The following is a 22,368-nucleotide window of genomic DNA, read 5'->3' on the forward strand; positions in this document are numbered from 1 at the left end:
CCATGCCCTCCATAACGCTGCGCCATATTGAAATTTTTCATGCGGTGATGACCGCAGGAAACCTCACCGAGGCTGCGGGACTGCTGCACACCTCGCAGCCTACCGTCAGCCGGGAGCTGGCCCGCTTTGAGAAACTTATCGGCCTGCAATTGTTTGAGCGCAGCCGCGGACGGCTGCATCCCACGGTTCAGGGGCTGCGGCTTTTCGAAGAAGTGCAGCGCTCCTGGTATGGGCTGGACAGGATCGTCAACGCCGCGGAGAGCCTGCGTGAATTTCGCCAGGGCGAGCTGTCCGTCGCCTGCCTGCCGGTATTCTCCCAGTCTTTCCTGCCGCTGCTGGTGCAGCCTTTCCTGGCGCGTTACCCGGAACTGAGTCTGAATATTGTGCCGCAGGAATCTCCGCTGCTTGAGGAGTGGCTCTCCGCGCAGCGCCACGATTTAGGCCTGACGGAAAACAGCGCCGCGCCCGCCGGTACGGAGCGCCGGACGTTGCTGACGTTAAATGAAGTATGCGTCCTGCCCGCCGGGCACCGGCTGGCCCATAAAGAGGAGCTGACGCCGCAGGATTTTACCGGAGAGAACTACATTAGCCTGTCGCGCACCGACAGCTACCGGCAGCTTCTGGATGCGCTTTTCCAGGAGCACGACGTCAAACGCCGGATGGTGGTGGAAACGCATAGCGCGGCTTCGGTTTGCGCCATGGTGCGGGCGGGAGCGGGCGTTTCGGTGGTCAACCCGCTTACGGCGCTGGATTACGCTTCAAGCGGCGTTGTCGCCCGGCGTTTCAGCGTGGCGGTGCCTTTTACCGTGAGCCTGATTCGCCCCCTGCACCGCCCCGCCTCCGCGCTGGTCAGCGCCTTTAGCGAGCATCTGCTTAATAACATGCATATTTATACCGACCCGCTAAACACGCTGCTTGATGCCTGAGCTACCGTTCGGTCGCCGGCTGATGGTGGCCGGTGCCGTTGCTGAAGTTAATCAGGCAGATTATCAGCCCGACTATCGCCAGCCCCGCGGCCGCCAGCGGCACCGAGGTTAAACCATAGCCGCGATCGATAACCGTACCGCCCACCCACGCCCCTAACGCATTGCCCACGTTAAAGGCGGCAATATTCAGCGTAGAGACCAGGTTTGGCGCATCTTTGCCGTGCAGCACCACGTTGATTTGCAGCGCCGGAACGGTGGCAAACGCCGCCATCGACCATAAAAACAGCGTGATTTCAGCCAGCCACATGCCGTGGCTGGTCCAGCGGAACAGCAGCGAGAAAATGGCGATAAAGGTAAAGCTCAGCATCAGGCTGACAGAGACTTTCCAGTCGGCCAGACGCCCGCCCAGAATATTCCCCACCGTGAGTCCCGCGCCCATCAGGAACAGCGTCCAGCTCACGCCCTGATGCGTAATGCCCGTCACCTGCAGCAGCATCGGCGCCACGTAGCTAAACAGCGCGAACATCGCTGCGGCAAAGAAGACCGTCATCGACAGCGAAAGCCACAGCTTGCCGTTGCCCAGCGCGCTTACCTCGCGTTTTAAATCCGTTGGCGCTTCACCTTTTTGCGCGGGCAGGCTGACAATCAGCGCGATAAACGCAACTACGCCTATCGCCGCCACGCCCCAGAAAGTGGAGCGCCAGCCGTACATCTGCCCAAACCAGGTGCCAATCGGCACGCCGAGGACGTTGGCAAGCGTCAGGCCGGTAAACATCAGCGCCACGGCCGAAGCTTTGCGGTTGGGCGCCACAAGGCTTGCCGCCACCACGGCCCCGATGCCGAAGAACGCCCCGTGGCAAAGGGCGGTGATAATACGCGCCAGCATCAGGAAGTTATAAGAGATCGCCGCGGCGCACAGCAGATTGCCGATGATAAATATCACCATCAGCAGCACCAGCGAAAGTTTGCGCGGCAGCCGCGCGGTCAGCAGCGCCATAACAGGCGCGCCAATCGCCACGCCCAGCGCATAGCCGCTAATTAACCAGCCGGCGGTGGGAATAGAAATATGCAGATCCCCGGCAACGTCGGGCAGCAGGCCCATAATGACAAACTCCGTCGTGCCGATGGCAAACGCACTCATCGCCAGCGCCAGTAAGGAAACAGGCATGGAATAACTCCCGATTGCAGAAATGACAAAAGGCGGGAGAGCATGGGCTCAGCCGCCAGATTTGTGGGCATATCAGAGGTGCAGCTTATTGGAATATGTGCGCTGCTTAACAAATTTATAACACAAAACAGGGCGGAGGAAACCCGGCGCGCCGTAAGGATAAACTTATTTACCGCTTAATTAACTGAAACGGAAAAGAAAAATCACTGCCTGCCCAGCATGAAGTTAACGGCATCCTCAGCATGAATGGCGGCCGTATCGAACACGGGCAGCGGGCAATCGCGCTGTTGCAGCAGCAGGCCGATTTCCGTGCAGCCGAAAATCACGCCCTGGGCGCCCTGCCGCTGAAGCGCCTCAATGACCTGCTGGTAATAGCGTTTCGATTCAGCGGTGATTTTACCGAGGCACAGCTCCGCAAAAATAATCTCATTGATGCGCAGGCGCTGCGGCTCGTTGGGGATCAGTGTTTCAATGCCAAATTCCGCGCTCAGGCGGCCGCGATAAAAATCCTGCTCCATTGTATAACGCGTGCCCAGCAGCGCCACCTTGCTTACGCCCTGCGCAGCAATCGCTCTGCCGGTGGCGTCCGCAATGTGCAGGAACGGCAGACCGCAGCGCGATTCAATCTGGTTGGCCACTTTGTGCATAGTGTTCGTGCACAGCACGATACCTTCCGCGCCCGCTTTTTGCAGCCCCAGAGCCGCATCCGCCAGCATCTCGCCCGCTTTATCCCATTCGCCGCTGGACTGGCAGGCTTCAATTTCATGGAAATCCACGCTGTGCAGGATAATCTTCGCCGAGTGCAACCCACCCAGACGCGCCTTCACGCCTTCATTGATCAGGCGATAATAAGGAATAGTGGACTCCCAGCTCATACCGCCAATCAGGCCTATCGTTTTCATTTTTTATCGCCTTTTTATCTCTGTTCCCCGGTTATAGCAGAGGTTCGCCGGACAGGGAAAGCGTGATCGTCACAACATTTATCAGCGGTGAGCTATGCCAGAACGCTTTTCCGCGATACGATTATAAAAATGAAACAATGTTTCACATAGATGAGGATCTGCGAATGTTTACATTTTTTAAAGACACCGCTCTGGACGATCTCGGCGCAGGCGTGAGCCGCCGTATTCTGGCGCACGGCGGAAAAATGATGGCGGTTCAGGTTAACTTCGAAACGGGCGCCGTTGGCCCGATGCACAATCATCCGCATGAGCAGCTGACTTACGTGCTCTCCGGCGAGTTTGAGTTCACCATCGATGATGAAGTCCACAGGGTGAAAGCTGGTGATACGTTGTATAAAGAGCCGCACGTGATGCACGGCTGCGTATGCCTGGCGGCAGGCACGCTGCTGGATACCTTCACGCCGGTTCGTGAGGATTTTCTGCAGTAGGCTACAAATGATAACGGCTCCGCAAGGAGCCGTTTATGCATAAAAAGCAAACCGCCTCAGGCGAGCTTTTCCATCTCCAGACCGTTGTCCATTTCCAGGCGATTGCTCATCGCATGACGCATCAGCACCGTACCCGAAGCCACCATCAAACCCACTAAGGCGGCAAGCACGATAATTAACGACTTACGCGGGCTATCTTTGGTTACCGGCAAAGAAGGCTGCATCTGGTATTTGTACGGCGTGAAGTTCACCTTCCCGATATTGACCGTTTCAAGCTGGGCAAGTAAATGCTCACGGTTCTGCATCGATGCATTCAGCTCGGCGACATCTTTAATAGACTGCTCAATCTTTAGCTTTTCCGCTAAGCCATCGGCACCCAGCGCGACGGAATAGTCCGGATCGTCTTTCACCGCCTGACCGTTGCTGTAGACAGGTTTTTTGATCCCGGCGGCGTTGGCTACCTGCAACGAGTAGCCCAGGCGCTGCACGTTAACGTTATGCTGGTTTTCCAGCAGCGTGCGATCCAGCAGCAGCTTATCTTTCTCAAAGGCAATTTTTAGCTCAACCGCATTTTTCAGATCCTGCAGCACATCCTTGTTCACCTCAGCGTTAATAAACTGAATGTAGTTCTCCAGCACCTGCTGGGCATCGCCTGCGTCAGGCGCGACGAAACTCAGACTCCAGGAGGAATAAGGAGCGTTATCTGCCTTTTTCGGATCGACATTGTTCTGCGCTTTAAATTTATCTGCAACGCTGACGATAGCGCGATGCAGCTCGCTGTTATCCACGTCCTGATTGTTCAGCAGCGCCTGCACATAAGGAGACTGCGCCAGGAACTGCTCACGCAGCGCCTGCGAATCAAACTTTTTCAAAAATTTATTGTAGATGGCGCCGGCTTCAACCCCTGCCTCCACGCCCAGCACCGTCATATTGATTGTCGCGCGGCGCAGCTCAATCAGCTGCTCATTTTCAGGCGCGGTGATAACGGCCCGGCTGGTCCATTTCTGGGGCAGCAGGAAGCTTGCCGCCAGTCCCGCCAGAGCGAAGATAAGCGTAATGGCCGCGATCTGCTTTCTGGCGGCGAACAGCGTCGCCAGTATAGAAAGTAAATCTATCTCTTCACGAGGAGAGGGCAGCATCCGATAAGGAGGAGCGTTTTCTAACTGACTGGATTTTACTTCAATAGAAGACATAACTGGCCGCTTAAAAGTTGATTGAAAAATAACCTGAATTAAACGTCGGGTAAGAAAAAAGAGCTCCGTGCGACGCGGGCAGGACAAGCAATAGAGGATAATTCTTTAACGTGGGGAGCTGCAGCACACCATTTCCTTGTGAATATCACTATTGAATGTAACGCATAGTCAGAACAGCACCTTTTATATGCGCAACACGGTTTTCCTCGCGCTTACACATGATGACAATCGGTTAAAAAGTGCCTGAGAGAAAACGCATTATTCCCAAGATTAATCTGAAAAACAACTACCATCTCTTGCAGTTTTTCTTTTGTTGCCTTTTTACACAGTAACCTCTCGCTGCGTTCAAAAACCCCTCTGCTTCAAATAATCGAAACAGCGTTTCGACTTCGATCACATTTCCGCCATTTATAGAATGACGCGGTTACAAATAGTAATAAGATTAATTAAAACGCTGTTTTATAAATCAGGAACCACAGTTTGTTTGTTAATGAAACTAACAAAAAGCAGGTGGAGAAACCAGCAACGTTTAATCACCTATCCCATTGAAATAAAAAGGTTAGCTAACAAAATAAAAAAGCATGGCGCGCCAGAAAGAGCGTTCCATCTTCCCCAGGTCAGGAAAGGCTGCATTTCCACAACGAATTTATCACGACTGTTTTTTAAACTATTGGCCGCCAGGTAGGTATGTATGAATGAAAACAAGATGTTAGGATTGGCGTGGATATCACCCTATATCATAGGGCTGCTTGTCTTTACCGCTTTCCCGTTTGTTTCATCTTTCTTCCTCAGTTTTACCGAGTATGACTTGATGAATCCGCCGGTTTTTACCGGTATTGAAAACTATCGCTACATGTTGACGGAAGATTCGCTCTTCTGGAAATCAATGGGCGTGACCTTCGCGTACGTGTTTTTAACCATCCCGTTAAAGCTTGCTTTTGCTCTTGGCATCGCATTTGTTCTTAACTTTAAACTGCGCGGCATCGGTTTCTTCCGTACCGCTTACTACATCCCTTCTATTCTCGGCAGCTCCGTTGCTATCGCCGTGCTGTGGCGCGCGCTGTTCGCTATTGACGGCCTGCTGAACAGCTTCATCGGCGTGTTTGGTCTGGATCCGGTTAACTGGCTTGGCGAACCCTCGCTGGCGCTGATGTCCGTGACTTTGCTGCGCGTCTGGCAGTTCGGTTCGGCCATGGTCATCTTCCTTGCCGCGCTGCAAAACGTACCGCAGTCGCAGTACGAAGCGGCGATGATCGACGGCGCGTCCAAATGGCAGATGTTCACGAAAGTGACCGTACCGCTGATTACGCCGGTTATCTTCTTTAACTTCATTATGCAAACGACGCAGGCGTTCCAGGAGTTTACCGCGCCATACATCATTACCGGCGGCGGCCCGACTCACTATACCTACCTGTTCTCGCTCTATATCTACGACACGGCGTTTAAATACTTCGATATGGGTTATGGCGCGGCGCTGGCGTGGGTGCTGTTCCTGGTCGTGGCGGTCTTTGCCTCCATCGCCTTTAAGTCATCGAAATACTGGGTGTTCTACTCTGCCGATAAGGGAGGCAAAAATGGCTGATATTCAACAAAGCCAGCTACCGGCAAACAGCGCCGCGGATCTTGCTGAACAGGAAGTCCAGCGCACTTTACGCCGTGAAAAAATTAGCCGGGTTATCCGCTACGTCATTTTACTTGCGGTTGGTTTGCTGATGCTTTATCCGCTGGTGTGGATGTTCTCGGCGTCGTTTAAGCCAAACCACGAGATCTTTACCACGCTCGGCCTGTGGCCTGCGCATCCTACCAGCGACGGCTTCGTCAACGGCTGGAAAACCGGCACCGAGTACACCTTCGGCCATTACATGTGGAACACCTTCCAGTATGTGATCCCTAAGGTGATCCTGACCATTATCTCCTCTACGGTTGTCGCTTACGGCTTTGCCCGTTTCGAAATTCCGTTTAAGAAATTCTGGTTCGCCACGCTGATTACCACCATGCTGCTGCCGAGCACCGTGCTGCTGATCCCTCAGTACCTGATGTTCCGGGAAATGGGCATGCTCAACAGTTATCTGCCGCTCTATCTGCCGCTGGCCTTTGCGACACAAGGGTTCTTCGTCTTCATGCTTATCCAGTTCCTGCGCGGCGTGCCGCGCGATATGGAAGAAGCCGCTCAGATTGACGGCTGCAACTCCTTGCAGGTGCTCTGGTATGTGGTGGTGCCGATCCTCAAACCGGCCATTATCTCCGTCGCCCTGTTCCAGTTCATGTGGTCCATGAACGACTTTATCGGGCCGCTGATTTACGTCTACAGCGTGGACAAATACCCGATTGCCCTGGCGCTCAAAATGTCTATCGACGTCACCGAGGGCGCGCCGTGGAACGAAATTCTGGCAATGGCGAGCATCTCCATTCTGCCGTCAATCATCATCTTCTTCCTGGCGCAACGCTACTTTGTACAGGGCGTAACCAGCAGCGGAATTAAAGGTTAAGTGAGGGAATATCATGGCTGAAGTCATTTTCAATAAATTGCAAAAGGTGTACTCCAACGGCTTCCAGGCGGTTCACGGCATTGACCTGACCATTGCTGATGGCGAATTCATGGTTATCGTCGGCCCATCTGGCTGCGCAAAATCAACCACGCTGCGCATGCTGGCCGGCCTTGAGACCATCAGCGGCGGTGAAGTCAGAATCGGCGAGCGCGTGGTGAATAACCTCGCCCCGAAATCTCGCGGTATCGCGATGGTGTTTCAGAACTACGCGCTTTATCCACATATGACCGTTCGCGAAAACCTCGCCTTCGGCCTGAAGCTCTCAAAAATGCCGAAGGATCAAATCACCGCCCAGGTAAATGAAGCGGCGAAAATTCTTGAGCTTGATGAGCTGATGGACCGTCTGCCGCGCCAGCTTTCCGGCGGCCAGGCGCAGCGCGTGGCGGTCGGCCGCGCCATCGTGAAAAAGCCGGACGTCTTCTTGTTCGATGAACCGCTCTCTAATCTGGATGCAAAACTGCGCGCCTCGATGCGTATCCGTATCTCCGATCTGCACAAACAGCTTAAGAAGAGCGGCAAACCAGCGACCACCGTTTATGTCACCCATGACCAGACCGAAGCGATGACCATGGGCGACCGTATCTGCGTGATGAAGCTGGGACACATTATGCAGGTCGATACGCCAGACAACCTTTATCACTTCCCGAAAAATATGTTCGTGGCGGGCTTTATTGGCGCGCCGGAAATGAACATCAGGCCGAGCAAGCTGATTGAAAAAGAGGGACGTCTGCAGATTAGCGTGGGCCAGGATACCCTGGCGCTGAACGAGCGTCAGCAGGAGCGCTGTGCGGCTTACAAAGATCGGGATGTGTTCTTCGGCATCCGCCCTGAATTTATATCCGTCTCTGACGAGCCGTTCGCCGCAAGCCATTCCAGCGGCGAGATGGTTCGCGTAGAGAACATGGGGCATGAATTCTTCGTCTACCTGCAGGTGGCCGATTTTGAAATGACCTGCCGCATCCCTTCCGATGAAGCTAAGCCGCTGATTGAAAAGGGACTTCATCGTAAAGTGTATTTCAAGTTCGACATGGAAAAATGTCATATTTTTGACGCTAAAACAGAACAAAACATCTCTCTTTGAGCGAGCCTCTATAATGAAAAAATTAGTGTTAAGTACCCTGATAACCTCTACTTTAGCCATGGCCGCCGGCTCCGCTTTCGCTGACGAGCAGGTCGATTTACGTATGTCCTGGTGGGGCGGCAACGGCCGTCACCAGGTGACGTTAAAAGCGCTGGAGGCGTTTCATAAGCAGCACCCGAACATTAACGTGAAGTCCGAATATACCGGCTGGGACGGCCACCTTTCGCGCCTGACCACCCAAATTGCCGGTGGAACAGAGCCGGACGTGATGCAGACCAACTGGAACTGGCTGCCGATCTTCTCGAAAACCGGCACCGGTTTCTACGATCTGAATACCGTGAGCGGCGAGTTGGATCTCACGCAGTTTGATCCAAAAGAGCTGCAGTCCACCACCGTCGACGGCAAGCTGAACGGGATCCCTGTTTCCGTCACCGCGCGCGTCTTCTATTTCAACGATGTAACCTGGAAAAAAGCGGGCGTTGAATACCCGAAAACCTGGGACGAGCTGATGGCGGCGGGGAAAACCTTCGAAGCCAAACTGGGTAAACAATACTACCCGGTGGTGCTGGAGCATCAGGATACGCTGGCGCTGCTGCGCTCGTACATGGTGCAGAAGTACAACATCAGTGAAGTGGATCTTGCCGGTAAAAAATTCGCTTACAGCAAAGCGCAGTGGGTTGAATTCTTCCAGATGTACAAAAAGCTCATCGACAGCCACGTCATGCCGGATACCAAATATTACGCCTCGTTCGGTAAGAGCAATATGTACGAAATGAAGCCGTGGATTCAGGGCGAATGGGCCGGTACTTACATGTGGAACTCGACCATCACCAAGTACTCAGACAACCTTAAGCCGCCGGCGAAGCTTGAGCTGGGCGCCTACCCGATGCTGCCGGATGCCAAAGACGCAGGTTTGTTCTTTAAACCGGCGCAGATGTTCTCTATCAGCAAAACCACTAAGCATCCAAAAGAATCAGCCCAGCTGATTAATTTCCTGCTCAACAGCAAAGAAGGCGTGCAGGCGCTGGGCCTGGAACGTGGCGTACCGTTAAGCAAAGCGGCTGTGGCGCAGCTTACGGCTGATGGGGTGATCGAGGCTCACGATCCGGCGGTTGCGGGCCTGAAGCTGGCCCAGTCGCTGCCAAATCATCTGACAACCTCACCGTACTTTGACGATCCGCAGATCGTTTCGCTGTTCGGTACCTCCCTGCAGTACATCGACTATGGTCAAAAAACCGTGGAAGAAACGGCGGCAGATTTCGAGCGTCAGGGTAACCGTATCCTTAAACGCGCCATGCGCTAAGTTACTCCTCAGGCTCGCGAATACTCGCACCATACCCTGCCCCGCTTGCGTGGCGGGGTATTTTTTTAAAGATAAGGATCTTCGTCATGGCTAAAGGTAAAAAAATACAGCTTTCTTTCCGCTCGCAGCGCGACAGGGAAACCGGCAGCGAAGTATTGCGCTTAACCCCGCCGCATGTGATTTGCCATCGTAATTACTTCTACCAAAAATGTTTTAGCAACGACGGACAGCAGCTGATTTTTGGCGGGGCGTTTGAAGGACACTGGAACTACTATTTGCTCGATCTCAACAAACAGATCGCCACGCAGTTAACGGAAGGCAGCGGGGATAATACCTTCGGCGGCTTTTTATCCGCGGACGATAAGGCGTTGTGGTATGTAAAAAACAACCGTGAACTCAGGCGCGTCGATCTGCAATCGCTAAAAGAAGAGAGCATCTATGAGGTTGACGCGGACTGGGTTGCCTATGGCACCTGGGTGGCAAACTCAGACTGCACAAAGCTTGTCGGCATCGAGATTAAAAAAAGCGACTGGTCACCGCTTACCGACTGGCAAAAATTCCGCGACTTTTACTTCACCAATCCGGAATGCCGCCTGATCCGCATCGATCTGCAAACCGGCGAGCAGGAGACCGTTTTGCAGGAAAAACGCTGGCTGGGGCATCCGATTTATCGCCCGTTTGATGATGAAACCGTCGCCTTCTGCCATGAAGGGCCGCGTGATGCCATCGACGCGCGCATGTGGCTTATCAACCAGAACGGCAGTAACCTGCGCAAAGTACGCCAGCATGAAGAAGGCGAAAGCTTCACCCATGAATTCTGGGTGCCGGACGGCTCTGCGCTCTACTACGTAGCGCATAAAGAAGGATCCGCGCATCGCTATCTGTGCAGCGCCGATCCCCGCACGCTTGAGAACCGTCAGCTGAGAATCATTCCGCCCTGCTCGCACCTGATGAGCAATCACGACGGTTCCCTTATCGTCGGTGACGGCGCGCAGCATAAAACGGGACAGATCGATCTTAACGATCCCTTTATTTGGGTATTCGATCTACGCAAAGGCACGCAAAAGGCGGTATGCCAGCACAATACTTCATGGAAGGTAATCGACGGCGACCGGCAGGTAACGCATCCGCATCCGTCGTTCTCGCCGGATAATCAGTGGGTGCTGTTTACGTCTGATGAAGAAGGGATGCCCGCGCTTTATCTGGCGCGGATATAAAGATAACGGCGGATGGCGCTTACGCTTATCCGCCCTACCACAGAACTGGTTTGTAGGTCAGATAAGCGCAAATGTTGCCCGCCTTACGACCGGTGCGGGTATAAAGATAACGGCGGATGGCGCTTGCGCTTATCCGCCCTACCACAGAACTGGTTTGTAGGTCAGATAAGCGCAATACGACCGGCGCGGGTATAAGGGTAACGGCGGAACTGCTTTGTAGGTCAGATAAGCGCAAGCGCCATCTGACAGAGGCGTTAACGTGCCAGCCAGCCGCCATCAACGGCTACGGTATAGCCGTTGATATAGTCAGACGCGCTGGAAGCCAGGAAGACAATCGGCCCCATCAAATCGTCCGGCAGGCCCCAACGGCCCGCCGGGATGCGGTCCAGGATCTCACTGCTGCGCTGCTCGTCGGCACGCAGCTGCTGGGTATTGTTGGTCGCCATGTAGCCCGGAGCGATAGCGTTCACGTTGATGCCGTGTTTCGCCCACTCGTTTGCCAGCAGGCGGGTCACGCCCATGACCGCGCTTTTCGAAGCGGTGTAAGAAGGCACCCGAATCCCGCCCTGGAAGGAGAGCATGGAGGCGATATTAACAATTTTGCCGCCGTTGCCCTGGGCTATAAAGTGCTTCGCCGCCGCCTGGGACATAAAGAACACGCTCTTGATATTGATATTCATCACGTCGTCCCAGTTTTGCTCGCTGAACTCGATGGCGTCTTCGCGACGAATCAGGCCTGCGTTATTCACCAGGATATCAATATGGCCAAACTCGGCAACCGCGCGGTCCAGCAGAGCAGGAATACCGTCAATCTTGCGCAGATCGGCAGTCAGGCTCAGAAAACGGCGGCCCAGAGCGGTGACGCGTTCGATGGTTTCCGTTGGCTCAACGATGTTGATACCCACAATGTCACAGCCAGCCTGCGCAAGCCCAAGCGCCATGCCCTGGCCCAGGCCAGTATCACAGCCAGAGACAACCGCAACTTTACCCTGCAGGGAGAATGAATCCAGAATCATGGAGGTTTCCTTTTATTCAGGCCTGCGTCAGCAGGCGTTTCTGGAAAAATATTGTTCACGCGCTAAGCGCACCTTCACACGAAGATCTTAAGGTGAAAACATCGTTCCTTAATCTTTGATGACCACATACTAAGCGTGTTGAAACCGCATTTCAATTATAATTAAAACGTTGTTTCAATTTTAACGTAGTATTCGCAGGATTTGATAATGGGATCACGGTTGCCCGTAGAAAAGCGCGGTTAGAGCCCACTGCCGGCGGCGCTGCCGCTTTCTGAATCAACGTTTAGTGAAAGCAATCACATAAAATGAAACATTGTTTTGATAAATTACAACCATAGATCCGAACTTTTAGAACGGTTTACAGAGACGAATTATTATTCGAAGGAGAGCATTATGGCTAAAGGTATGCGGGTAGAGTTGGTTTACGAAGTAAGCCAGGATCCGGACACGGGCGTTGAGGTTACCCGTTTAACGCCGCCGGAAGTGACATGTCATCGTAACTACTTCTATCAAAAGTGCTTTACCAACGACGGCAGCAGGCTCCTGTTCGCAGGCGAATTTGACGGTAACTGGAACTACTACCTTCTTGATATCGCCAGTGGCGAAGCGGTACAGCTTACCGAAGGCAGCGGCGATAACACCTTTGGCGGCTTCCTCTCTCCGGATGACCGTTCCCTCTATTATGTAAAAAATGAACGCACCCTGCTGGAAGTGAACCTTACCACCCTTGTGGAACGCGAAGTTTATCGCGTGCCGGACGACTGGGTGGGTTACGGTACCTGGGTTGCCAACAGCGACTGTACCAAACTGGTCGGTATCGAAATCGCCAGAAGCGACTGGGTGCCGTTAAACGACTGGAAAATTTTCCACGACTTCTTCCATAAAGGCCCGCACTGTCGCCTGCTGCGCGTCGATTTGCAAACCGGAGAAAGCGCCGTAATTCACCAGGAGAAAAACTGGCTCGGCCATCCGATTTACCGTCCGTTCGATGACAACACCGTTGCCTTCTGCCACGAAGGCCCGCACGATCTGGTCGATGCGCGAATGTGGATGGTCAACGAAGACGGCAGCAACGTGCGCAAGGTAAAAGAGCACGCCGAAGGCGAAAGCTGCACCCACGAGTTCTGGGTACCTGACGGCTCGTCTTTAATGTACGTTTCTTACCTGAAGGGCCAGCAGGGCCGCACTATCTACAGCTTCAACCCGGACAGCGGCGTAAACGAAGCCGTAATGCAGATGCCCGCCTGTTCGCACCTGATGAGCAACTTCGACGGCAGCCTGCTGGTTGGCGACGGCTCGGGTACACCGGTTGACGTCAAAGACACCAGCGGTTACACCATCGATAACGACCCGTATCTGTACGCCTTTGACGTAGCGAAAAAAGCATATTTCCGCGTCGCGCGTCACGATACGTCCTGGGCTACCTTCGCCAACAGCCGCCAGGTTACGCACCCGCATCCATCCTTCACCCCGGACGATAGCGCCATTCTGTTCAGTTCCGACAAAGACGGCAAGCCGGCGCTGTACATTGCCAGTATGCCTGTTAATCCTGAATTAATTATCGCCTGATAATTTGAGTGTCCCGTAACTGGCCTTGCCCTCCCTCGCGGAGGGCTTTTTTGCAGAACAATACGGGCAATAAAAAACCCCCGCTGAACGCTCGGGGGCCGGAGAGGCAATAAATACAGAACTTGTTTCAGATACAGAGCAGAGGGTCAGAAAGAGTAGGCCACACCGACGCGTAAACGCGTTTGCCGGTCGTCACGATCGTTTACCCCAACGTTGCCGACTTCACCATAAGGCGCCCAGTTTTTATCAATTTTATAGGCCAGTTTCAGGTTATATTCCTGTGAATAAGGCTTGTTATTATTACGTGCTGTGCCTTCGCTGCTACGCGCATAAACGTAATTCAATTCGGTACGCCAGTCGCCATATACGAAACCAGCCCAGGCATCGCCGCGATTAACTTTGTCATCCTCTTTATTTGCATTAGCTGGATAACGCGTATAATCATAGCGGTAGCGCGCGGCGACATAAAAACCATTATCAAAGCTATACTGCACCCGCAGGTTTGGCTTGTAGATAGAGCGGCTATCATTACTTTCAATATTGAAGCCTGGCGTTACGGAGAAGTTTTGATTTGCTTTCCACTGCCAGCTCACAGACTCCTCATGGCCGTTACCGATGAAGTCGCTATAGGGCTGATCGGTATTATCTCCGCCAGATTTCCATTTCGCCTCAACCGAGAAACCAAAACCGTTAGCAAAACGATGAGATACCGCAACACGATCCGCATTCGTGGCGTCTGCTTTGCCACCGTCAATAAATTCATGCCGTAAATCAACGGTAACCGCCTGCGCAGCAATACTGGTTCCACAAAGCAAAGCGACCGCCAGAGTTTTCTTCAACATATCAAAAAGCCCTCATTGAAATATCGTTTCATTATTATGAAATTGAATTTTATTTTTAAATAAACGATATTTTAGTGATCGGGATCGTAAATATTTATGTCGCTATTTTTCTTGCCGGGCTTCGTGACAGGCATCAACAAAGCTTATATTCAAACGATATAAACAGTGGATTACGTCACACAATAAAACCCCCAACCATAAATGAAACAATATTTCAAGTATCTATTCAGCTATTTCACATGGAGCTATCGCAGGCATAAGGTAAATTAATGCCTGGGCAGGTAGGCTGCCCGTTTCGGGTAAGATAAAGATGTAGATAAGCTGCGCTGCACAGCGCAAATAAAAAGGCGTTTTCCGGGAAACGGAAAGCGCCTGAGGAAGGGAAGAGCTAAAAAATTAATCAGTCGCGTTCAATGGCCAGCGCCACACCCTGCCCGCCGCCGATACACAACGTCGCCAGGCCCTTTTTCGCATCGCGCTTTATCATCTCATGCACCAGCGAAACCAGAATCCGGCAGCCGGATGCGCCAATCGGATGACCCAGCGCTATCGCCCCTCCGTTCACGTTCACCTTGCGCTCGTCCCATTCCAGCATTTTGCCCACGGAAAGCGCCTGCGCCGCGAAGGCCTCGTTCGCCTCGATGAGATCCAGCTCTTCCAGCGACCAGCCCGCGCGTTCAAGGCAGCGCCGCGTGGCCGTGACCGGAGCGATCCCCATCAGCGCAGGATCGACGCCGACGCTTGCGAAAGCACGAATACGCGCCAGCACCGGGAGATTTAGCTCCTGCGCCTTTGCCGCGCTCATCATCAGCACCGCTGCGGCGCCGTCGTTAATAGAGGAAGCGTTTCCAGCGGTAACGCTGCCTTCTATCTCAAAAGCGGGAATAAGTCGCGCCAGCGCTTCAGCGCTGGCGTCGGTGCGCGGCTGCTCGTCGGTATCGACAAGCAAAGTCCCGCCCGCGCGCAGCTCTACGGCAACCGGGACAATTTCATCTTTAAACCGCCCTGCATCAATAGCCGCCCGCGCTTTTTGCTGGGAAGCGAGCGCGAAGGCATCCTGACTTTCACGACTTATGCCATATTCGCGGGCAAGGTTTTCTGCCGTCACGCCCATATGGTAATCGTTAAAGGCGTCCCACAGGCCATCGTGCACCAGGCTGTCGATAAGCTGGCTGTTGCCCAGCGCCGCGCCGGTTCGGCTGTTGGCTAATACATGCGGGGCGCGACTCATATTTTCCTGGCCGCCTGCGATAACCACATCCGCTTCCCCGCACTGTATGGCCTGGGTGGCAAGATGCAGCGCTTTTAAGCCGGAGCCGCAGACGTCATTGATGGTAATGGCTGAGACGGACCAGGGCAGGCCGCTGTTAAGCGCCGTTTGTCGCGCCGGGTTTTGCCCGGCTCCGGCGGTTAATACCTGGCCCAGAATGACCTCGTCAACTTCCTGCTCGCTCACGCCGCTACGCTCAAGCAGCGCTTTTACCACCGCGCTGCCTAATTCTGCCGCGCTGCGCGGGGAGAGCGCTCCCTGGAAGCAACCAATCGGGGTCCGGGCCGCCCCAACAATCACTACATCTTTCATCGCATCTCCGCAACGCGTCCGCCTGACCTTAATTGCGCATATCATGAGTTAATATTAATTATTTGTTAATTTCGTTTTTTGCAGATCCTTATATTCAAAAGGTTCTTTTCTGGATAAATGAGCAATAAAATCAAAACAATAAAAGGATATTCCTGCCGCTTCGCCTGCGGATATTTCTTCGCAACCAGTGAACATCGTCACAATTTAATAACAGTGGGAGTAACGCGGGGGGAGGCTTCGGGGCCAGGGATGCAAGGGAGGAAGGAAACTGGCCTCTGCCTGAATTGTGCAAAGACCGGCATGTTAATAACTATTTCAGGCGGAACGCGGCCACCGTATCGCCCAGTGTCGTACCGAGTGAACCTTGTCACCAGCAACGATAACCACATATACGTTTAAGCATTCGTCCAGCGTGTTTGTTGCAAGCGCAAGCTGTTTACGGATAGCGGCGGATTTAGTGGCATAACGTTCGTCGTTTGCTGTGCGATGCGCCCGCAGAAAAAGAGTCTAAAAATCACCCGCCAGCTAATAAAAGTATTATTTGCGCAAGGTGGTTGAATATATCCACCGTAAGGTTTTCAACGAAAGGCGCCAGAGTATACATTTTTAGCGCCAGCGCCCCCATACCTATCGTTAGCGTCAGCGGAAAGCCTATGACAAAAATAGATAGCTGGGGCGTTAAGCGATTGAGTAATCCGAGGGTAAAATTTATTGCCAGCAACAAAGTGACCACCGGCAGGCTTAACATCAGTCCGCAGCGGAAAATCAATCCTCCCATCTGCGCCAGATAATAAAACCCTTGCGTATGCAGCGCAGCGCCACCGACGGGCAGCGCTTCAAAGCTTTGGTTGAGGATGGTTAACATCCACAGATGTCCGTCAAAGGATAAAAAGAGCAGCGTCGCCAGCAGGTTTAATAGCCTGGCGACAACCGGCATGTTCTGTCCGCCGGAAGGATCGAAGAAGGTCGCAAAAGAAAGCCCCATTTGCAGGCCGATAAATTCCCCGGCGCTTCGTATCGACACAAAAATAAGCTGTACCGTTAACCCCATAGCAGCACCGATGATTAACTGCTGCGCCGCCACTGCGACGCCCTGCCAGGAGAAAATAATAATATGGCTGTCCGGCAAATTCTGGCCGATTAAAAAAGCGATACACACCGCCAGGCCGACCTTGCCCTTGTTACTGAACTCTTTGCCGCTGAAGACAGGCGCGGTGCTGAATAATGCAAGAATTCTCAGCGCAGGCCAAAAAAAGTGGCTAATTTGAAAATAGAGGCTTTCAACGGACAGGGAATACATAGCTATCCGATTATATAAGGCAGGCTGTTAAATAACGCTCGCATATAGTCAAGAAAGATACTGAGCATCCAGGGGCCGAGGACAATCACCACCAGAACGATAGCCAGGATTTTAGGAATAAATGAGAGCGTCATTTCGTTTATCTGCGTGGATGCCTGAAGAATACTGATGATAAGCCCCGTTAAGAGCGCCACCAGCAGCATGGGGGCCGCCACCATCAGGCCAACCTTTACGGCCTGAAACCCCAACGCCATTACGCTTTCCGGTGTCATTATTTATCCGGCCTTAGCTAAAAAAGCTTTGGGCAAGCGAGCCCGTTAATAATTGCCAGCCGTCAACCAGCACAAACAGCATTAGCTTGAAGGGTAACGAAATGGTGGCCGGCGGCAACATCATCATCCCCAGCGCCATCAATACGCTTGCCACGACCAGATCGATTATCAAAAACGGGATGAATACCGTGAAGCCTATCTGGAAGCCGGTTTTGAGTTCGCTGGTAACAAAGGCGGGCAGCAGGATACGCATTGGCACATCGTCAGGACTGGCAAAATTATTGGCTTTCGCCAGCCGGGTATAGAGCGCCAGATCCGTTTCCCGGGTTTGCTGCAGCATAAAGGTGCGCATGGGGCCAGCCGCCCTTTCCAGCGCCGTTTCCATGCTGATTTTATCTTCCGTCAGCGGCTGCCATGCATCCTGATAAATCTGGTTAAAGACCGGCGACATAACGTAAAAGGTAAGAAATAGCGCAAGTCCCAGCAATACCTGATTAGGCGGCGTCGAAGGCGTGCCCAGCGCATTGCGTAACAGACCAAAGACGATGATGATGCGGGTGAAACCGGTCATCATCAGCAAAACGGCGGGCAAAAAGGTCAGTGAGGTGAGCAATACCAGGGTCTGAACGGGCAATGACCAGCTCTCGCCGTTGCCAGAATGGGTAATCAGCAGATCGCTGTTAGCCGCCCACGCGTGCTGTAAGGGGGCAAAAATGCCTATCCCAGACAGCATAAGCAGGAACAGTATCCTCGGGCCGCGAAGGTAAGGACGCCATAAAATACTCATTGCCCCGACTCCGGCTTGCGTTTTTTCAACATATTGAGCATTACGGACTGAAAGTCCCCTGCCAGCGGCGAATGGGAAATCTCTTCCGCGCCGCTTTGCTTATCAAAGGTAGCGAGGCAGGTAATGTTCGCAGGCGTTACCCCCAGCAGCAGCCATTTATCCTGTACTTCAACGATAATCACGCGTTCGCGCTGACCAAGGGATTGACTGCACTTAATAGTCAATAAGGCGGACGCTTTCCGGCCTTGCTGCCTGAATCCCGCCCGGCGGGCAACCCAGGCGATGGCGGCAATAAACAGTAAGACCAGCGCAAGCGCGCCCCCAACGTTAAATAACACTGAACCGGGCGTGCCTGAGTCGACGGATGAGTACGAAGCGGGCGCGGCGGTTTTTGTTGCAGAATTCATTATTTGCTCAGACGGTGCATACGCTCTGAAGGAGTAATAATGTCGGTAATACGAATACCGAATTTATCGGAAACCACTACCACCTCCCCCTGCGCAATTAAATAGCCGTTAATCAGAACGTCCAGCGGCTCGCCCGCCAGGCCTTCCAGCGTTACCACCGAACCCTGGCTTAAGCGCAGCAGCTCTTTGATGGTCATTTTGGTACGCCCTAACTCCACCGTCATTTTGACTGGGATATCGAGAATCAGATCGAGATCCTGAGATAAATGCGCAGCCAGATGCTCCTGGACGCCTGACGGAGCCGTACTATTGTTTTCCACTGACTGCTGCTCGCTCATAGCATCGCCCCATAGATCTTCTATGGATTGTTTGTCAGCGTCAGATGAGGATGGGGTATCGCTCACAGGAAACTACTCCTTTTTAAAAGAGGCTAAAGAAGGATTCTTCATATGCTCAACTTTCAAAGCATACTGGTTGTTAACACAACCATATTTACCAGACAGTACGGGTACGCCATCAATAAAGGCCATCAGACTTTCTGGCTTATCCAGCGGGATGATGTCGCCTTTTTTAAGCTGCATAACCCGTAACAGGCGGGTATTGATTTCGGCAAAGTTGGCCACCAGCTCAAGTTCGGTATCCTGCACCTGCGTGACCAGCGTATTACGCCACTGTTCATCCTCCTGTTTGGAGTTTTCCATCGGCGGATTGGTTAGCAGCTCGCGTAACGGCTCAATAATGCTAAACGGAATACAGATATCAAAATGCCCAACGTGCGCGCCTATTTCCACCGAGAAAGGCGTGGTGACCACGATATCGTTTGGAGAGGAGGTAATATTGGTAAATTTAACCTGCACTTCAGAACGAACGTATTCCGTTTTCAGCTTGAATACTGAGCTCCATCCATAGTCATAGGCTTCCAGCGCCATCGACAGTATTTTTTCGATAATGCGCTGCTCGGTTGGCGTAAATTCGCGGCCGTCCACTTTGGTAGGGAAACGGCCATCACCGCCAAACAGGCTATCCACCGTCATAAAAACCAGGTTCGGCGAGAATACGAATAGCGCCGTCCCGCGTAACGGATTCATATGGACCAGGTTTAAATTAGTCGGCACGGATAAATTACGGGCAAAATCATGGTAAGGCTGTATTTTAATCGAGCCTACGGTGATATCCGGACTGCGTCGTAACAGATTAAATAGCCCAATACGAAACTGGCGCGCAAAGCGTTCATTGATAATCTCAAGCGACTGTAAGCGCTCACGAACTACACGGCGCTGAGTATTAGGGTTGTAGGGCTTAATCCCTTCATTCTGTTCCGGCTGCTGCGGGTTTTCGGTAACGTTATTGCTGTCATCGTCACCTCCCCCATTCAGCAGGCGATCGATCTCAGCCTGAGACAGTACGCTATCAGACATGGAAGTTACCGTAATATAAACGCGTTAAATAATACATCAGTAACACTCGCACTCTGGCTACCGACAAGTGGCTGACTGACTACGGCTTTAATTTCATTAATGAGCTGATACTTACCTTCATCGGTAGATAAATATTCAGCCGTGTGCTGTGAAATAAGAATGAGCAGGCGGCTACGAACTTCCGGTAAAAATTTCCCAACCAGCTCTTTTGAATGCTCATCTTTAACACGTAGCGTCAGGCCAATATATAAAACGCGGTCACTGTCGTTCCCGTTATCTGGCTTCAGGCTGACGGTAAACGTATCCAGCGGAATATAGGTTGGCGCAGGCTCTTCAACGGGCTCAGGCTTCGCCGCAGGATCGCTCTTCGCTACTTCACTTTTCATTTTATGCATTTCATAAAAAGTAAAACCGGCAACGCCACAGGCACCCACGACCAGAAGCAGCAGAAGCAAAATGACCAGGGTGCTCTTTTTACCGGACCCGGAGTCATTTTTATTCTTTTTCGACATTATGTAAAAACCTTGTAAATGAATGCGGACCCGTAATGAATGCCCTGGAGGAGAGCATTCTATTACATACGGCCTTTGAGACAATTCAGCGAATAAGTGAAATTAATGACGGCAACCCGGCAATTAAATGTAACCGTCAAACAAAGGTATTTATTCCACTATTGTGGCGTATCTGCGCAGGGCGAATAATCACCTCTTCCGTATCAGCCTGAGGCGCATCACCACCGTTATCGTCCTGCGCCTTCTGTCCGGATGACCACTCAGAATGCGCGGAGCCGCTCCAGGACTGGGCGGAACCGCTATCCACGCGGCTCGCTTCAAGGTTGATGCCCGACTCTGCAAGGGAGGTACGCAGCTGCGGCATCGCCGCTTCGAGGGCGGCGCGAACCTGATGATTCTCGCTGACGAAATGTAAGCTCGCCTGGTCGCTGTTCATGCGCAGATTAATTTTTAAGACGCCAAGTTCCGCCGGATTTAAGCGTATTTCTGCGTTATGAATACCGTTACGGGTAAACATCGCAATTTGCTGCCCCAGAGATTGCTGCCAGGCCGCCGTCCCCATCTCCTGCGTCAAAACGGGCGCCGGCGCTGCGGTTACGGGAACCGATGCAGCATGCGAGACCAGCAGCGAAGAGCCAGGCGCTGTATGCGTATGCACCGTGGCCGCAGGCGTAAAGGAAGAATGACCGTCAGCAGCGATGGCTACAGCTCCTTCGACCACAGGTTTAAACAGGCTCACCATCTGCTCAGGCTTTTCAACCTGTAGAGCGACGGGCAGGCCTGGCGCCGGCTGAGCGTCGTGTTTCGCTTCTTTGCCCGTCAGGCCGGCAAACGAATAGTTCTGCTTAGCCAGCGCTGCTGCCGTGGGGGCTGCGTTACCGCCGTCTGTCATGCCTTTAAGGAGAGTCAGCGCTGCCTGAGCGCTGTTTGCCGTTGTCTCTTCCCCCTGGGCATCAACGGTTACCGCAGCCGTCTGCTGCGCGGTTCCTGCCGCCGTCGCCGCACCCGCTACGCCTGTATTTGCTGCATCCATCTGCATCACCAGGGTTTGCAGATGGACAAGCTGCGACCCAACGGACATCTCCGCCAGAACAGGTACCGGCTCGTCAGCCGTCTCATCTGGCTTACCGGTAAAGGCGCTGTCCGGCAGATTATCGGGAGAATCAAACACGTCCCCCTGCGCTTCATGACCGATATTAACCGGCACTTCTGCCGCAGGCAGAGGAGCCGGTTGCTGCCTCTCTTCCTGAATCTGCGGAAACAGTTGCTGCGTTTTCGCTGCAAGCTCTGCGTTGAAATCTTCACCCGGCGCGGCGTCCATGCTGCCTTGCGCGGTTTGCCTTCCAGGCGCTGCGTTCATTAAGGCCGAGATAGTTACCATCATAAAACTTTTTTCCCGAGGCAGGCACGCTGCGCAAATTCATCCATTAATTTTTGCTCGTGGCGGCTTTCTTTTAAGGCGCGCACCGTCTCCGCGCGGCTTTTCAGCGTGTCGAAAGCGTTCAGGCGCTGTTTGTCGCTGCGCCAGGAAGAGAGCGCCAGATCGACCGACTGTTTACAGGCGGTGACGTGCCCCGCGTGCTGGCGCACGACTTTGCCAAGGGAATCAATAAACGACTGCTGGCTTACCCAATCCACCACCGATATCCCTCGATCCGCCATGTTTAACTGCAAATTCTGCTGATACTCCAGCTCGTACGCCTCCAGTTGTTCAAGCTGGGTAACGGCACGCGTATAGTCCTGCTGCACCTTCCCCAGATGAGTGGTGGTCGTATCAAGCTGCTGCTGTGCAAGGTCGCGCAGCACATCCATTGGGCTGGTCGTTGCCATAAGTTA

23 protein-coding genes are annotated in these 22,368 nt (G+C 53.0%); 8 read left to right on the forward strand and 15 right to left on the reverse strand.

Annotation, left to right across the window (positions count from 1 at the left end; translation table 11 throughout):
- Positions 1-2: 2 nt before the first annotated feature.
- Entirely contained in the window at positions 3-926 is a 924-nt protein-coding gene (locus WLO31_RS16405) for a LysR family transcriptional regulator (protein ID WP_435927692.1), read from the forward strand.
- Between the two features lies 1 nt (position 927).
- Here WLO31_RS16405 and WLO31_RS16410 read toward each other — a convergent pair whose 3' ends face one another.
- Both WLO31_RS16410 and WLO31_RS16415 read right to left on the reverse strand, forming a co-directional pair.
- Complete coding sequence (locus WLO31_RS16410; protein WP_435927693.1) at positions 928-2,094, reverse strand: MFS transporter; 1,167 nt, start codon at positions 2,092-2,094, stop codon at positions 928-930.
- A gap of 203 nt (positions 2,095-2,297) precedes the next feature.
- The gene (locus WLO31_RS16415) at positions 2,298-2,996 is read right to left on the reverse strand and encodes an aspartate/glutamate racemase (protein WP_435927694.1); all 699 of its coding nucleotides are present in this window, start codon (positions 2,994-2,996) and stop codon (positions 2,298-2,300) included.
- 164 nt (positions 2,997-3,160) lie between these two features.
- Here WLO31_RS16415 and WLO31_RS16420 point away from each other — a divergent pair, with 164 nt between their 5' ends.
- Entirely contained in the window at positions 3,161-3,484 is a 324-nt protein-coding gene (locus tag WLO31_RS16420) for a cupin domain-containing protein (protein WP_435927695.1), read from the forward strand.
- Between the two features lie 56 nt (positions 3,485-3,540).
- On the opposite strand, the gene wzz(fepE) is transcribed toward WLO31_RS16420, so the two are convergent.
- Positions 3,541-4,677 (reverse strand): LPS O-antigen length regulator Wzz(fepE), encoded by a 1,137-nt coding sequence (wzz(fepE), locus tag WLO31_RS16425; RefSeq protein WP_435927696.1) that lies wholly within the window; start codon positions 4,675-4,677, stop codon positions 3,541-3,543.
- Between the two features lie 691 nt (positions 4,678-5,368).
- Here wzz(fepE) and WLO31_RS16430 point away from each other — a divergent pair.
- From WLO31_RS16430 to WLO31_RS16450, 5 genes are all read left to right on the forward strand, one after another.
- Complete coding sequence (locus tag WLO31_RS16430; protein WP_064513485.1) at positions 5,369-6,259, forward strand: carbohydrate ABC transporter permease; 891 nt, start codon at positions 5,369-5,371, stop codon at positions 6,257-6,259.
- A complete protein-coding gene (locus WLO31_RS16435) occupies positions 6,252-7,166 on the forward strand; it encodes a carbohydrate ABC transporter permease (RefSeq protein ID WP_435927697.1) in 915 nt (304 codons plus the stop codon). Before WLO31_RS16430 ends, WLO31_RS16435 begins: the two co-directional genes overlap by 8 nt.
- Before the next feature lie 13 nt (positions 7,167-7,179).
- Positions 7,180-8,307: an ABC transporter ATP-binding protein gene (locus tag WLO31_RS16440; protein ID WP_435927698.1), complete on the forward strand. Its 1,128-nt coding sequence runs from the start codon at positions 7,180-7,182 to the stop codon at positions 8,305-8,307.
- Positions 8,308-8,320: 13 nt separating this feature from the next.
- Positions 8,321-9,610, forward strand: a complete 1,290-nt coding sequence (locus tag WLO31_RS16445) for an ABC transporter substrate-binding protein (RefSeq protein ID WP_435927699.1) — start codon at positions 8,321-8,323, stop codon at positions 9,608-9,610.
- Between the two features lie 86 nt (positions 9,611-9,696).
- Positions 9,697-10,827: an oligogalacturonate lyase family protein gene (locus WLO31_RS16450; RefSeq protein ID WP_435927700.1), complete on the forward strand. Its 1,131-nt coding sequence runs from the start codon at positions 9,697-9,699 to the stop codon at positions 10,825-10,827.
- Between the two features lie 254 nt (positions 10,828-11,081).
- Here the strand turns inward: WLO31_RS16450 and kduD are convergent, their stop codons facing one another.
- Entirely contained in the window at positions 11,082-11,843 is a 762-nt protein-coding gene (gene kduD, locus WLO31_RS16455; RefSeq protein WP_435927701.1) for a 2-dehydro-3-deoxy-D-gluconate 5-dehydrogenase KduD, read from the reverse strand.
- A gap of 393 nt (positions 11,844-12,236) precedes the next feature.
- Here kduD and WLO31_RS16460 point away from each other — a divergent pair, with 393 nt between their 5' ends.
- Positions 12,237-13,412 (forward strand): oligogalacturonate lyase family protein, encoded by a 1,176-nt coding sequence (locus WLO31_RS16460; protein ID WP_435927702.1) that lies wholly within the window; start codon positions 12,237-12,239, stop codon positions 13,410-13,412.
- Between the two features lie 146 nt (positions 13,413-13,558).
- Here WLO31_RS16460 and WLO31_RS16465 read toward each other — a convergent pair whose 3' ends face one another.
- The 11 genes from WLO31_RS16465 to fliJ form a co-directional block, all read right to left on the reverse strand.
- Positions 13,559-14,254, reverse strand: coding sequence for an oligogalacturonate-specific porin KdgM family protein (locus tag WLO31_RS16465; protein WP_435927703.1), 696 nt, complete (start codon positions 14,252-14,254; stop codon positions 13,559-13,561).
- Positions 14,255-14,654: 400 nt separating this feature from the next.
- Positions 14,655-15,836, reverse strand: coding sequence for an acetyl-CoA C-acetyltransferase (locus WLO31_RS16470; RefSeq protein WP_435927704.1), 1,182 nt, complete (start codon positions 15,834-15,836; stop codon positions 14,655-14,657).
- Between the two features lie 514 nt (positions 15,837-16,350).
- Positions 16,351-17,136, reverse strand: a complete 786-nt coding sequence (fliR, locus tag WLO31_RS16475; protein ID WP_435927705.1) for a flagellar biosynthetic protein FliR — start codon at positions 17,134-17,136, stop codon at positions 16,351-16,353.
- A 2-nt stretch (positions 17,137-17,138) separates the two neighbouring features.
- Positions 17,139-17,408 (reverse strand): flagellar biosynthesis protein FliQ, encoded by a 270-nt coding sequence (gene fliQ, locus WLO31_RS16480; protein WP_435927707.1) that lies wholly within the window; start codon positions 17,406-17,408, stop codon positions 17,139-17,141.
- Between the two features lie 13 nt (positions 17,409-17,421).
- On the reverse strand, positions 17,422-18,141 hold the full coding sequence (gene fliP, locus WLO31_RS16485; RefSeq protein WP_435930643.1) for a flagellar type III secretion system pore protein FliP: 720 nt from the start codon (positions 18,139-18,141) through the stop codon (positions 17,422-17,424).
- Between the two features lie 50 nt (positions 18,142-18,191).
- A complete protein-coding gene (fliO, locus tag WLO31_RS16490) occupies positions 18,192-18,602 on the reverse strand; it encodes a flagellar biosynthetic protein FliO (RefSeq protein WP_435927708.1) in 411 nt (136 codons plus the stop codon).
- Positions 18,602-19,006, reverse strand: coding sequence for a flagellar motor switch protein FliN (gene fliN / locus WLO31_RS16495; RefSeq protein WP_435927709.1), 405 nt, complete (start codon positions 19,004-19,006; stop codon positions 18,602-18,604). Before fliN ends, fliO begins: the two co-directional genes overlap by 1 nt.
- A 6-nt stretch (positions 19,007-19,012) precedes the next feature.
- Positions 19,013-20,020 carry a flagellar motor switch protein FliM gene (fliM, locus tag WLO31_RS16500; protein WP_435927710.1) on the reverse strand — a complete coding sequence of 336 codons (1,008 nt, stop codon included), beginning with the start codon at positions 20,018-20,020 and terminating at the stop codon, positions 19,013-19,015.
- 5 nt (positions 20,021-20,025) lie between these two features.
- A complete protein-coding gene (fliL, locus tag WLO31_RS16505) occupies positions 20,026-20,475 on the reverse strand; it encodes a flagellar basal body-associated protein FliL (RefSeq protein ID WP_435927711.1) in 450 nt (149 codons plus the stop codon).
- A gap of 193 nt (positions 20,476-20,668) precedes the next feature.
- Entirely contained in the window at positions 20,669-21,916 is a 1,248-nt protein-coding gene (locus tag WLO31_RS16510; RefSeq protein WP_435927712.1) for a flagellar hook-length control protein FliK, read from the reverse strand.
- Complete coding sequence (gene fliJ, locus WLO31_RS16515) at positions 21,913-22,362, reverse strand: flagellar export protein FliJ (RefSeq protein ID WP_435927713.1); 450 nt, start codon at positions 22,360-22,362, stop codon at positions 21,913-21,915. Before fliJ ends, WLO31_RS16510 begins: the two co-directional genes overlap by 4 nt.
- Positions 22,363-22,368 lie beyond the last annotated feature (6 nt).

This window comes from Dryocola sharpae (assembly GCF_051307055.1).
In the GTDB taxonomy this organism is placed as follows: Bacteria; Pseudomonadota; Gammaproteobacteria; order Enterobacterales; family Enterobacteriaceae; genus Dryocola.

Coding starts and splice junctions, on each gene's coding strand:
- WLO31_RS16405 (WP_435927692.1), top strand. CDS start 3: ATGCCCTCCATAACGCTGCGCCATATTGAAATTTTTCATGCGGTGATG.
- WLO31_RS16410 (WP_435927693.1), bottom strand. CDS start 2,094: ATGCCTGTTTCCTTACTGGCGCTGGCGATGAGTGCGTTTGCCATCGGC.
- WLO31_RS16415 (WP_435927694.1), bottom strand. CDS start 2,996: ATGAAAACGATAGGCCTGATTGGCGGTATGAGCTGGGAGTCCACTATT.
- WLO31_RS16420 (WP_435927695.1), top strand. CDS start 3,161: ATGTTTACATTTTTTAAAGACACCGCTCTGGACGATCTCGGCGCAGGC.
- WLO31_RS16430 (WP_064513485.1), top strand. CDS start 5,369: ATGAATGAAAACAAGATGTTAGGATTGGCGTGGATATCACCCTATATC.
- WLO31_RS16435 (WP_435927697.1), top strand. CDS start 6,252: ATGGCTGATATTCAACAAAGCCAGCTACCGGCAAACAGCGCCGCGGAT.
- WLO31_RS16440 (WP_435927698.1), top strand. CDS start 7,180: ATGGCTGAAGTCATTTTCAATAAATTGCAAAAGGTGTACTCCAACGGC.
- WLO31_RS16445 (WP_435927699.1), top strand. CDS start 8,321: ATGAAAAAATTAGTGTTAAGTACCCTGATAACCTCTACTTTAGCCATG.
- WLO31_RS16450 (WP_435927700.1), top strand. CDS start 9,697: ATGGCTAAAGGTAAAAAAATACAGCTTTCTTTCCGCTCGCAGCGCGAC.
- kduD (WP_435927701.1), bottom strand. CDS start 11,843: ATGATTCTGGATTCATTCTCCCTGCAGGGTAAAGTTGCGGTTGTCTCT.
- WLO31_RS16460 (WP_435927702.1), top strand. CDS start 12,237: ATGGCTAAAGGTATGCGGGTAGAGTTGGTTTACGAAGTAAGCCAGGAT.
- WLO31_RS16465 (WP_435927703.1), bottom strand. CDS start 14,254: ATGTTGAAGAAAACTCTGGCGGTCGCTTTGCTTTGTGGAACCAGTATT.
- WLO31_RS16470 (WP_435927704.1), bottom strand. CDS start 15,836: ATGAAAGATGTAGTGATTGTTGGGGCGGCCCGGACCCCGATTGGTTGC.
- fliR (WP_435927705.1), bottom strand. CDS start 17,136: ATGTATTCCCTGTCCGTTGAAAGCCTCTATTTTCAAATTAGCCACTTT.
- fliQ (WP_435927707.1), bottom strand. CDS start 17,408: ATGACACCGGAAAGCGTAATGGCGTTGGGGTTTCAGGCCGTAAAGGTT.
- fliP (WP_435930643.1), bottom strand. CDS start 18,141: ATGCTGTCTGGGATAGGCATTTTTGCCCCCTTACAGCACGCGTGGGCG.
- fliO (WP_435927708.1), bottom strand. CDS start 18,602: ATGAATTCTGCAACAAAAACCGCCGCGCCCGCTTCGTACTCATCCGTC.
- fliM (WP_435927710.1), bottom strand. CDS start 20,020: ATGTCTGATAGCGTACTGTCTCAGGCTGAGATCGATCGCCTGCTGAAT.
- WLO31_RS16510 (WP_435927712.1), bottom strand. CDS start 21,916: ATGATGGTAACTATCTCGGCCTTAATGAACGCAGCGCCTGGAAGGCAA.
- fliJ (WP_435927713.1), bottom strand. CDS start 22,362: ATGGCAACGACCAGCCCAATGGATGTGCTGCGCGACCTTGCACAGCAG.